The organism is Candidatus Protochlamydia sp. R18, assembly GCF_000648255.1.
GTDB lineage: Bacteria > Chlamydiota > Chlamydiia > Chlamydiales > Parachlamydiaceae > Protochlamydia > Protochlamydia amoebophila.
This window is the reverse complement of sequence record NZ_BASL01000698.1, coordinates 1-11,029: the sequence shown is the minus strand read 5'-3', so window position 1 is coordinate 11,029 and position 11,029 is coordinate 1. Positions and strand designations below refer to the sequence as shown.

Genomic DNA, 11,029 nt, shown 5'->3' with positions numbered 1-11,029 from the left:
TGAGGCCTTTTTATTTACATCTAAATTTTATTTTAACTTAGTTATTTGCAACTTACATTATTTATATTTATATTTACAATAAAATTATTGTAAAAAATATATAACTATATGTAATAATGATTGTTATATATATTTTATATTATTAATAATAAATTAAAAAGGAAATCATATGCGTTTAAAATTTATAGAGGGTGATACTCCTATTAACTATTCTACTTTTTCTTCTAGTACAGATTCAAAACTCAGCCAAAGTAAAATAATTAATGGGAAAATGTATGTGCTTTTAGGAAGCTTTGAAAAAACACATCCTTTAATACGTAGAATTGGAATTGGAATACGTGCAGTTTGCAAAACTCTATTTTCTTTAGGATTCGGGCCTTATTCGGAAAGTATTCGAGAAGATTGGATGTCTTTTTGGAGCGGTAAAAAAAGTAAAGTTATTTACAGTTCCTCCTCCCCAACTTTATCGACTAAACTTTTGGCAGATCGAGGCAATGCAACCGCTCAGTATAAACTCGGATTGATGTATGAACAGGGCCAAGGTGTCCCGCAGTCTGATCAAGAAGCTTTTAAATATTACCAACTTGCTGCGGACCAAGGTAATGCAGACGCTCAATTTAGCCTTGGATTCATGTATAAAAAGGGACGAGGTGTCCCGCAGTCTGATCGAGAAGCTATTAAATATTACCAACTTGCTGCGGACCAAGGTAATTTAGACGCTCTATATAACCTAGGACGTATGTATAAAAAGGGACGAGGTGTCCCAACATCTTATAAAAAAGCTTTTGAATGTTTTAAACTCGTGGCAGACCAAGGGGATCCCTTCGCTCAATATTATGTTGGGATGATGTATAAAAAAGGGCGAGGTGTGGCTCAATCCGATCAAGAGGCCGACAAATATCTTAAACTTGCCGCTGATCAAGGAATAGTAAAGTAAATCAATACTAAACAACAATTGTTAATTGAGAATTAATAGCTTAATTATGATAAGCATTTGATTTAGCAAATTCATTGTTTAACCACCACTTAGAAAAATGTTCGATCAAGGTGTTTATTGAAATATTTTTTATACAATTACCTGTAGGGCATGTACGCAAAATAGGGCAACGTTTTTCAAAGACATTCCCATAAGGACATAATCCTTGAAAAGCTTCATGTAAAAGCCCTAGTGGTTTATATTTTCTAGCAGATGAAGGTCCAAAAATACTATAAGTAGGAGTCGATGTCGTGCCTGCTAAATGTAAAGCCAAGGAATCAACGGAAATCACTAAATCTATTTTAAACATTAAAGTTTGCAAAAGAGGTAATGCTAAGCGTTCTACAATTAAACTAGTCTCTGGAAATTTAGCTGTTAACTCCCCTACAATTTTTTTTTCCTGTAAAGTTCCCCAAATAAAAACAAAGCAAGCATCATACTGGTTTGATAAATACGACAGAAACTTTTCAAATGTATCTAAAGTCAGTTGTTTATTAGGCCAATTAGATCCAGGGCAAACCATGACTTTGAGTGATTTTTTTAAATAAGGTGAGTGAAGAATTTGTGCAATTTTTTGTTCTTGTTCAAAAGAAACGTTTAGTTTAACTCCTGCTTGATGGGATTCTTGTTTGTCTAAAGTTTTTTGAACTAAAAATAAATAATCTTCTCGAATATTTGCCCCCTTAGGAGGGTTGTAACGCTCTTTAGTTGCTAAAAGATTGGGCCACTCGGACACAGTTTGACGCCCAAATCCAATTTTTCGCTTTCCTTTCGCTAGTTTCGTTATCAAACCTGATTTACTATTTCCCTGTAAATCAAACACAAGTTGATAAGAAACCTGCCTAAATTCTTTGATCCATTGAGCCATTGCTTGCCACGTTCGCTTAGTCCAGAATTGCTTGCGCCACTCTTTTAGCGGAATGGAAATTGCTTGGCTTAAATCGGGATGAGACTCAATAAGTTCTACAAATGATTTTTCAACCACCCAATCAATTTGCGCGTCAGGATAGAGACGTCTCAATAACTGCAGTGCAGGAAAAGCATGAATGATATCTCCCAAAGAAGACATTTTTACAATTAAGATTTTCAAACTGTCTTTCCTTCAAATAGTTTTTTATATGCATCTAAAAAATCCTCTGGCAAAATCGCTTGGACAATCAACTTTTCTCTTGTTCTGGGATGGATAAATCCCATTTCTTCTGCATGTAGTAAATATCTTGGAGGATTGTGAAGGCATGTGAATTTTTTTCCATACTGATAATCCCCTAAAATGGGATGTCCAAGACCTGCCAAATGAACACGAATTTGATGAGTTCTTCCTGTTTTGGGAAAGCATCTGACTAATGAAGCTTTTTTGCCTATTTCTAGACAGTTCCAATACGTAGAGGCATACAATCCTTGAAAAGAAGGAACTTCTCCCCAAATCGTCTGTCCTTGATACACATGTTTTTTTCCTAAATAGTTTTCTATATGCCCTTTAGATGGCCTTAATATCCCATCAACAATGGCTTGATAACTTTTAGACACTTGCAACTGTTTAAACTGATTAACTAGAGCTTCAAAAGTAGTTTTATTCTTTGCTAAAGCTAACACTCCTGTTGTCTGTCTATCTAAACGGTGAATTAATTGAATGGATGGAAAAGAGGGTTTTAGTAGTGCAATAATTCCCTGCTCGTCACAATTCATTTCAGCAGGTTTATCATAAATAAATAAATCTTCATCTTCATAAAGAATGCGAGATTGCTCTAATTGACGATTAAAATTTTGTTGAGGATTTTTAAGGTTCAGAGAAACTCTATCCCCTGTTCCTAGAAAAGTAGAAGCAAATCGTTCTATGCGCCCATTGACTTGACAATCGTTTTGCTCAATCATGCGTTTGAGTTGACGAGAAGAATAATGGGGGCTTAACTGCTTGCTTAAAAAAGAGACCAGTTTACTGCCTGATTCTTCATTTGAAACCACCCAATCTAATGCATTAGGCATGCTTTGTCCTAATTGGCTTTTACAACAAAGTAAATTGTTGTAAGAATCTTAGATCATTTTCTGTGAATAAACGAATATCTTGAATCCCTCTCAACATCATAACTAAACGCTCTAATCCCATCCCCCAAGCAAAACCTGAATAGTGCTCAGGATCGATGCCCCCATTTTTGAGAACTTCGGGATGAATCATTCCAGCACCTGCGACTTCAACCCATCCTGTGTGCTTACAAAGTTGACATCCTTTGCCTTCACAAACTAGGCAACTAATATCTACTTCAAGCCCTGGTTCCACAAAAGGAAAATAGCTCGGTCGATAACGAGTTTCAATAGTTTGCTTAAACAATTTTTTCAAAAATTCATCCAATGTCGCGAATAAATCGGCAAACGAAACATGTTGATCGATATAAACAGCTTCAACTTGATGAAAAAAGACATGTGAGCGAGCTGTAATTGTTTCATTACGATAAACTTTTCCAGGAGCAATAATACGAATGGGGGGCCTATTTAGCTCCATTGCTCGCGCTTGAATATTCGATGTATGAGTACGAAGCAAAACATGAGGAGAGATATAAAAAGTGTCTTGCATATCTCTTGCTGGATGCTCAGGAGGGAAGTTGAGAATTTCAAAATTGTAATAGTCCGTATCAATATCAGGCCCATACTGAACCGAAAAACCCATCTTAGACAGAATATGGATAATTTGATCCATCGCTTGAGTCAACGGATGTTTTCGGCCAACAAATCGCTGTCGCCCTGGTAATGTAACATCAATAGTTTCGTGAGTTAACTGAGCATTTTCTTCTTTAGCAATTAGCTGATGTTCTAATTCATCGCAATAATTAGACATGAATTCTTTCAATTCGTTGATGAATTTGCCAACCAAAGGTCGCTGATCAGGCTCAACATCTTTAAGCCCTTTCATGAGACTTTGTAAGGACCCTTTTTTGCCTAAAAATTTTACTTTAAGCTGCTCAAGTTCAAGTGTAGTTTGAACTTGTTCTAAATCATGGAGGAATTGCTGACGAATTTCATTGATCAATGGTTGCACAGAAGACCTCATCAGAAGATAAGAGAACATTTATTTAATGTCGAATGACACAACAAAGTCACTTATGAGACTTAATAGAGTTAAACAAGAGACATCATAAATAACATCAACTAAAAAGCCAAGGTTTAAGCTTGGCTTTTTAGTTTACACAATTTTAAGCTAAAGCTTCTTTTGCAAATCCTACGATCGCAGCAAAACTGCCAGGATCACGGATAGCCATATCAGCAAGAACTTTTCTATCGAGTTCGCATTGCGCTTTTTTTAGCCCATAGATGAATTTACTATAGGAAATTCCATTAATTCTGGCAGCGGCATTAAGACGCATAATCCATAAACTACGAAAATCGCGCTTCTTTTGTTTACGATGTGCATAATTGTATGCCATCGCTCGCATAACTGCACCACTCGTCAAACGCAAGTGATTTTTTCGATCTCCGACAAAACCCTTTGCTAACTTGAACAATCTCTTCTTGCGACGATGAGAAGCTACAGCATTGGTTGCTCTAACCATAGCTAGTCTCCACGTTAATCAATTTACCGTTAAACGGCTTAAACTTTATTACGAACTTAAGCTTTTGCTTAAGTCACGACTTGCTTTCCGGATGCTTTGCCTGTAAACAGACATCAATCAAAATAGATGAGCAAGTTATAGAACCTTAACAGAGTTACCCCTATTTCACTTATAAACACATCAGACGTTTATATGTCTTGAGATGACCATCATCTACAAGTCCTGGTCGACGTAACTGACGTTTGCGCTTAGGTGTTTTACCGGTCAATTTATGGCGTCTGCCCGGACGACTAGCCTTAAGCTTGCCTGTTGCCGTCACGCGAAACTTAGAAGCAACGGCTTTGCGGGTTTTCATTTTAGGCATTGTCTTTTCTCCTAAATTGTTAAATCTCTTCAGTGAGGAAGTTATTACGTCTAGTTGGTAGTAGACTCTTCAGTCCCACCACTTGATTTGACTCCCTCTTTTTTCTTTTTTCCTCCAGGGGCTAAAACAACAAGCAGCATGCGTCCCATCATTTTCGCAGGTGATTCAGGCGTTGAAATATCTTCTAGTTCCTGACACATCTCTCGAACGATTTTCTCTCCAATCTCTGGGTGCATCATTTCTCGCCCACGAAATGTACAAGTGACTTTAACTTTGTTACCACTTGCTAAAAAGTCTCGGGCATGTCTTGTTTTTGTTTCAAGGTCATGAACATCAATATTTGGCTTAAGCTTAATTTCTTTTACCTTGATTTGATGTTGAGCCTTTTTATTTTCCTTCTCTCGTTTACTTTGGTCATAACGGAATTTTCCAAAATTCATGACTTTACAAACGGGAGGGCTGGACCCTGGAACAATTTCAACTAGGTCTAATCCGTTTTCTTCGGCCATTGCCAAGGCTTCATATAAGGGAATAATCCCTACTTGTTCACCTAAATGATCAATGACTCGAACTTTTGGAGCTCGTATTTCTCTATTAACTTTCAAGCTAATCTAGTCTCTCCTCTTCATAGTTATTATCCAACACTGTTGGACAAACACATTTTTGGCGTATTTGTTCTAAAAATTCCTCTAATCTAATTGATTCGCTTTTTCCAGGCTTTTCAACTGATCGGAAGGTTATCGCATTTCGCTTAATTTCTTGCTCTCCAATAATTAGGAGATAAGGAACTTTTTCTTTTTCCGCCAAGTGTATTTTTTCGCCTAACTTAGTCGATTTTTTAAAATCAACTCCGACTCTCAATCCTTGAGAGTGACAGCGAGTTTCAATTTGCCTTGTATAAGAGAGGCTACCCTCTCCAACTGCTAAAATTCTTACTTGTTCAGGAGCTAACCATAAAGGAAAGCTACCTTCAAAGCGTTCAATTAATAAAGCTATCAAACGGTCTAGTGATTCCCATATTTGCCTTACTATAACAAATGGAATCGTTATTTCGTTTTCTTGCTTTTCAGTCTTATCTTTCTTCAAATAGTGAATAGAAATAAGAGTCACTGCCGATATAACCCATTCCCGACCAATTTCATCAGCTACTCTGAGTTCTAGCCGGGGTCCTTCTAAACAATCACTTTCGAAGTATTCATCTTGCAAAGGATAAGATAAAGTACAAAGAGAAAGGATTTTCTCAATCCGATCAATTGCAGCCTTTTCTTGCCTAAATTTAAAACTTTTTTGTCTCGAAGTGACAAGACACCAACGGGCTTCAAAACCAAAGATTCTAATGATTTGTTCAATGAATTGCAAGGAAGAAATGAATTCTTGGTTAAGTTGTTCATCTGAAGAAAAGATCGTAGAAAAATCTCCACTCCAACTGATGGCGTTGAATAATCCTTCTTTTAAAGGATGGGTTGATAGGACATATTTTTTCGCCCATTCAAAAAAATGAATAGGTAAGTCGCTAGAATCTTTCTTTTTGCGTTTAAAAAGATAATGATGCTGAATCAAAGGAGATGGACTAAAAACATATTCCTCTGTCCCCATCTCAACAGTTGGTAAATGATCCGCATTGAATTTAAAAAAATGAGAATTGACCACACAAGGAGTATTGACTGGTTCCCATTTCCCGATTTTAGAAAATTCTTTGGTTACCCACTCTTTTAAAAGTGTCAACAAAAGGTTTCCCTTAGGATGCCAAACACATTCTAACGCCGTTAATTCTTCTGGAAAACTAAATAAATTTAAATCACTTCCTAATTGTCGATGATCTTTCTTTTTTCGATAGCTATCGTATAGCTTTAAAAATTGCTTGAGTTTTTGATTATCTGGAAAAGAAGTACCCAACAAACGTGTCACAACCAAAGTTTCCCCTTCTCTCTCTTCCTGTCGAATGTCTAACTCTAAAAGTTTAACCACGCCAATTTCTTCTGTCGAAGAAATAAGTGGAAAAGAGCAGAGTCCATAAAATTGTTTAAATTGTAATATTTCAACAATATTTTCCTCTTTTTCTCCTGCTAACTCAGCTAAAAAAGGTTGATCATGATGGTCAAATAAAGCCTGCGCATTTTCACGCATCATACTTAAGGCTTGAATGGGATGATTTTCTTTAATTAAAGTTTTTAAGTGAACTTCAATCAGAGAAACAAGGTTATTATCGACTTTTTGTTGGAAGATGAAATCATAATAAAACCCGTAGGAAGTCTCTCCTCCCCCCATTAAGTATACTCCAGGAAAAAGCTTAGAAACAACAGAAGCCAAGAGCTCTGCCACCGAACGGCGTTGAATACGTAAAGGCTTGTTTGAATGAAGAAAAGGCATAATTGATTTTAAATGAGATTGAGATATAGCTGACTCGAACAGCTGACCTCCACGATGTCAACGTGGCGCTCTAACCAACTGAGCTAATATCTCATCGAGTGAAGCGCAACTATATAGAAGTCTTTCTATTTTCAGCAACGAAAAAAAATGTTTCTTTGTGAATATCAGCCGAAGTTATTTTTATAGGGACAAAATTATTGAGTATAGGTGAGCTGTGAGCTCGTTTAACTCATCAAAGTTTTTTTGGTTTATCAGATAGTAAACACCCTCAAAAATGCTAGTATACATTTAGTTATTTATATAAATAAATTAAAAGTATTAAACAAAAAAAAGATTAATAATTATTAATTTAAAAAACAATTAAATTAAATAAATAATTATTAATTTATACTATTATTTTATACAAATAAATTAAAATTGTTATAAGTTACAATTGATTTTAATTAATTAAAAATCTAAAATTATTAATGTTTCTATTAACTTTTAAATTAGGAGATAATATGTCCCCATCTATATGTAATGCACCTGAAAACTATTCAGTCGTCTTGATTGACACTGATTTGGTAAAAACTCATGTAAATGAAGTTACTGAAAAAGTTGTTAATCACGCCAAAACTATTGTTAAAACAACTTTACAAACAAACGTAGATACAGCAATTGATAAATCAGCTGATACGGTTGGATCAACTATAAAAGCCTCATTAAAAAAACATGTACCCTCAGCTGGAAATCTTACAGATCCATGTATTGATGGTTGTATAGGTGCGGCTAAAAATCATGTTAAAAATTCTCTTCCTTCAGCAATAGAATTGACAGCTGAAGTTTCAAAAGAAGTTTTAAAAAAAAGCACTGGTAAATCAGTAGACTCTACAAAGTCTTTTTTTCACTGGCTCTTCCCTAATCAATGCTAAATTAAATTAATAAACCGTGATAAAAGAAACCTTTGCCTTTCAGGCAAAGGTTCATAATGATAAGGAGAAATTTTTCATGTTTGTGTCACAGAATTATAATCCCTGTTTTTTGCGTATTAACGATGAGATAGAAATAGATATCAATAGCGATTGGAAAGTCCATAATTTTTGGACAGTCAATGAAAAAAAGATTAGCTTATTTATGCAAGAAGATCAGTTGAAATCCAAAACTTGTGACGTTGCTGGTAGAAAAATCACTACGGATGTTATGAAGCTGCAAAGTATAGCTGAACAAATTTCAAAAAAAGAATTTATTTCTTACGTTTTTGAGTGTAAAGCCGCCTTAGAAGATGATGATACTATAACTTTTTCGAAGCCAATTTTAACACAAACATTTGGCAAGAAAGAAATTACTTTGCTACGTAGAAAAAAGGATTTTGTTTGGCAATTATTTTATAAAAAATTGAAAATAAGTATTCAGGTTCCGGTTGAGCGCATAACATGTTCTAGACAATGCAGCATGGAAACTGTGCATAAGGTTAGAACAGTAAGAGAAAGACTAAGTTTAGAAGAACAAAGCAAATTTTTTAGTAAATTTTTTACCATATCTAGCTGTTCAGGTGATGAAGAAATAGACGAAAGAATTTTAGCATGGCAAATCGTTGAAAAAAATGAAAATGAAGCAATTAAAAGGTCCATAGTTGCACGTACAGCTGCAGGAGCAATGGTAAGTTTAGGAGCTCTAATTCTCTCCCCTAGTACTGCAGGTCTAAGCATTTTGCCGATTACGCTAACGACTATACGATCTTGTTTTGATTTTTTTGAACATAAGAGTAGTATTGAAGTACAAAATGAAAAATATATGGCCGAATTCAATAAGTTAAAAGAACAACTAAAAAGTACGAAGTTTATAGTTGAAATAGAACCATATAGTGCTCCAAGCCAGCTTGATAAAAGATTAAGGGTAAGTTCGTTTCAATGGGCTGTCACTTTGATTACTAATAATGGACTGTGCTATGGTAATCATGCATTAATTTGCTTTGAGGGCATAACAGAAGGCAACTATTTTGCAAGAATTGCCCATTTTACTGGTTCAGATGTAAAACTTAGTGAGAATGTTGTAAAAGTTGAATTTCAAACACGATCAGTAATATGGATGAGGCAAAGTGAAGAAGTCCAAAAAGTCATTGATATCATTGATGAAGAAGACAGGAATCGGGTTGTTATTCCTTATTCCTACTGCGGCGAAAGTTCTATAATGGGAGGAAATTCGAATTGTCTGGATTGGGCGCGAAAAAAATTACGTTTGTTAGATATTCAATTAAAAAAAAGCGCTTTTGAAAGCCTTGCTGCCTTAGCTAAATTGTATACAAAACCACCAGAGTATTATTTTGACGATAAGATTGGAGTATCTCTTTAAAATTATCAAAATAAAAATTTAATGGATCAAGCACATGCATTTAGAAAATAGTTTATATCAAACAGATAAATTTGTTGAATTAGAGCCTGTCATAAAACACGTTAAAGAAGGCATCACCTTCTGGGGCACTCGTTACGTTTATCTTTCCGAAAGCTCAGATAGATTCCCTATTGACATTTTAGCTAGACGCGTCATGGATCTTATGGAAAAAACGCGATTCGAATATACGGAGGAAGAAAGAAACGCAGGTAAAAAAATCGCAGCTAAAATTGATCAGATTTATCAAGATAATGATAAAAGATTAAAAGGAAAATGGTTCCTGACGAGATTTTTTTGTTATCTGCAAGATGAATTCAGAGGAATCGCAGAAGCTCCGCATAATCCTCGATTTCATTGGGAAACTTGCGATGAGAATCAAAATTTTAATTACTATACAGCTTCTCAATATCAAGAAAAATTTAATCGCATGCCCGATAAAGAACAGATAGCTTCAACCACACATTATAATGCATATTATAAAGATCTTGGAACTATAGTTTTATATTTTTCTCCTGAAGACAGACAAGACACTTAGCTTAGTGAATCTCAGACAAAATAGCTGTCTAGATAGTTAGATCAAATTTTTGCTAAGAGCTACAGTTATTTTGTCTAAAATTTATAGATTTTTAAAGCTGTAACCACAAGTAAATTAAAATCACTACAAAATTCAACGGAACAAGCACATGCATTTAGAAGATAGTTTATATCAAACAGATAAATTTGTTGAATTAGAGCCCGTCATAGAGCAGGTTAAAGAAGGTATTACCTTCTGGGGCACTCGTTACGTTTATCTTCCCGGAAGCTCAGATAGATTCCACATTGACATTTTAGCTAGACGCGTTATTGAGCTGATGGAAAAAACGCGATTCGAATATACGGAGGAAGAAAGAAATGCAGGTAAAAAAATCGCAGCTAAAATTGATCAGATTTATGAAGATAATGATAAAAGATTAGCAGGAAAATGGTTCCTGACGAGATTTTTTTGCTATCTGCAAGATAATTTTAGAGAAGGAGGATATCATCCCCGATTTCATTGGGAATATAATAATGAAAAATTTAATTGGTACTCAGCTTCTCAATATCAAGAAATATTTAATCGCATGCCCAAAGTAGATCAGGAAGCTTCAATCACACATTATAATGCATATTATAAAGACCTTGGAACTATAGTTTTATATTTTCCTCCTGAAGACAGACAAGACACTTAGCTTAGTGAATCTCAGACAAAATAGCTGTCTCTAGATAGTTAGATCAAATTTTCGCTAAGAGCTACAGTTATTTTGTCTAAAATTCATAGATTTTTAAAGCTGTAAACATAAGTAAATTAAATCACTACAAAATTCAACGGATCAAGCACATGCATTTAGAAAATAGTTTATATCAAACAGATAAATTTGTTGAATTAGA

The 11,029-nt window shown here is 34.9% G+C and carries 12 protein-coding genes and 1 tRNA gene; 5 read left to right on the top strand and 8 right to left on the bottom strand.

The annotated features are described in order from the left end of the window. Window positions 1-169 precede the first annotated feature (169 nt). The gene (locus tag TY19_RS11725; RefSeq protein ID WP_052354816.1) at window positions 170-937 is read left to right on the top strand and encodes a tetratricopeptide repeat protein; all 768 of its coding nucleotides are present in this window, start codon (window positions 170-172) and stop codon (window positions 935-937) included. Between the two features lie 40 nt (window positions 938-977). On the opposite strand, the gene TY19_RS06075 is transcribed toward TY19_RS11725, so the two are convergent. The 8 genes from TY19_RS06075 to TY19_RS06040 all read right to left on the bottom strand — a co-directional run bounded on the left by TY19_RS06075 (window position 978) and on the right by TY19_RS06040 (window position 7,345). Next, entirely contained in the window at window positions 978-2,066 is a 1,089-nt protein-coding gene (locus TY19_RS06075; protein WP_052354815.1) for a glycosyltransferase family 9 protein, read from the bottom strand. Next, entirely contained in the window at window positions 2,063-2,959 is an 897-nt protein-coding gene (locus tag TY19_RS06070; protein ID WP_042280974.1) for an RluA family pseudouridine synthase, read from the bottom strand. The genes TY19_RS06075 and TY19_RS06070 overlap by 4 nt, the downstream gene beginning before the upstream one ends. Window positions 2,960-2,978: 19 nt before the next feature. Beyond that, window positions 2,979-4,019: a phenylalanine--tRNA ligase subunit alpha gene (gene pheS / locus TY19_RS06065; protein ID WP_042280976.1), complete on the bottom strand. Its 1,041-nt coding sequence runs from the start codon at window positions 4,017-4,019 to the stop codon at window positions 2,979-2,981. Window positions 4,020-4,161: 142 nt separating this feature from the next. Continuing rightward, window positions 4,162-4,518 (bottom strand): 50S ribosomal protein L20, encoded by a 357-nt coding sequence (gene rplT, locus TY19_RS06060; RefSeq protein WP_011175254.1) that lies wholly within the window; start codon window positions 4,516-4,518, stop codon window positions 4,162-4,164. Window positions 4,519-4,687: 169 nt separating this feature from the next. Then, window positions 4,688-4,882, bottom strand: coding sequence for a 50S ribosomal protein L35 (gene rpmI / locus TY19_RS06055; protein WP_011175253.1), 195 nt, complete (start codon window positions 4,880-4,882; stop codon window positions 4,688-4,690). A 50-nt stretch (window positions 4,883-4,932) separates the two neighbouring features. Then, window positions 4,933-5,487: a translation initiation factor IF-3 gene (infC, locus tag TY19_RS06050; RefSeq protein WP_042280973.1), complete on the bottom strand. Its 555-nt coding sequence runs from the start codon at window positions 5,485-5,487 to the stop codon at window positions 4,933-4,935. A 1-nt stretch (window position 5,488) separates the two neighbouring features. Continuing rightward, complete coding sequence (locus TY19_RS12845) at window positions 5,489-7,252, bottom strand: His/Gly/Thr/Pro-type tRNA ligase C-terminal domain-containing protein (protein ID WP_079979246.1); 1,764 nt, start codon at window positions 7,250-7,252, stop codon at window positions 5,489-5,491. Window positions 7,253-7,271: 19 nt separating this feature from the next. Next, window positions 7,272-7,345 (bottom strand) — tRNA-Val (locus tag TY19_RS06040). A 407-nt stretch (window positions 7,346-7,752) separates the two neighbouring features. On the opposite strand from TY19_RS06040, the gene TY19_RS06035 reads away from it, so the two are divergent. From TY19_RS06035 to TY19_RS06020, 4 genes are all read left to right on the top strand, one after another. Beyond that, window positions 7,753-8,163: a hypothetical protein gene (locus TY19_RS06035; protein WP_039357520.1), complete on the top strand. Its 411-nt coding sequence runs from the start codon at window positions 7,753-7,755 to the stop codon at window positions 8,161-8,163. 76 nt (window positions 8,164-8,239) lie between these two features. After that, the gene (locus TY19_RS06030) at window positions 8,240-9,583 is read left to right on the top strand and encodes a hypothetical protein (RefSeq protein ID WP_042280968.1); all 1,344 of its coding nucleotides are present in this window, start codon (window positions 8,240-8,242) and stop codon (window positions 9,581-9,583) included. Window positions 9,584-9,617: 34 nt separating this feature from the next. After that, complete coding sequence (locus tag TY19_RS06025; RefSeq protein WP_042280965.1) at window positions 9,618-10,157, top strand: hypothetical protein; 540 nt, start codon at window positions 9,618-9,620, stop codon at window positions 10,155-10,157. Window positions 10,158-10,305: 148 nt separating this feature from the next. Then, on the top strand, window positions 10,306-10,830 hold the full coding sequence (locus TY19_RS06020) for a hypothetical protein (protein WP_042280963.1): 525 nt from the start codon (window positions 10,306-10,308) through the stop codon (window positions 10,828-10,830). Window positions 10,831-11,029 lie beyond the last annotated feature (199 nt).

What these genes read in the sequence shown, in the direction of transcription:
- TY19_RS06070 (WP_042280974.1), bottom strand. Translation starts at nt 2,959, where the DNA reads ATGCCTAATGCATTAGATTGGGTGGTTTCAAATGAAGAATCAGGCAGT.
- rplT (WP_011175254.1), bottom strand. Translation starts at nt 4,518, where the DNA reads ATGGTTAGAGCAACCAATGCTGTAGCTTCTCATCGTCGCAAGAAGAGA.
- TY19_RS12845 (WP_079979246.1), bottom strand. Translation starts at nt 7,252, where the DNA reads ATGCCTTTTCTTCATTCAAACAAGCCTTTACGTATTCAACGCCGTTCG.
- rpmI (WP_011175253.1), bottom strand. Translation starts at nt 4,882, where the DNA reads ATGCCTAAAATGAAAACCCGCAAAGCCGTTGCTTCTAAGTTTCGCGTG.
- TY19_RS06025 (WP_042280965.1), top strand. Translation starts at nt 9,618, where the DNA reads ATGCATTTAGAAAATAGTTTATATCAAACAGATAAATTTGTTGAATTA.
- TY19_RS06030 (WP_042280968.1), top strand. Translation starts at nt 8,240, where the DNA reads ATGTTTGTGTCACAGAATTATAATCCCTGTTTTTTGCGTATTAACGAT.
- TY19_RS06035 (WP_039357520.1), top strand. Translation starts at nt 7,753, where the DNA reads ATGTCCCCATCTATATGTAATGCACCTGAAAACTATTCAGTCGTCTTG.
- pheS (WP_042280976.1), bottom strand. Translation starts at nt 4,019, where the DNA reads ATGAGGTCTTCTGTGCAACCATTGATCAATGAAATTCGTCAGCAATTC.
- TY19_RS06020 (WP_042280963.1), top strand. Translation starts at nt 10,306, where the DNA reads ATGCATTTAGAAGATAGTTTATATCAAACAGATAAATTTGTTGAATTA.
- TY19_RS11725 (WP_052354816.1), top strand. Translation starts at nt 170, where the DNA reads ATGCGTTTAAAATTTATAGAGGGTGATACTCCTATTAACTATTCTACT.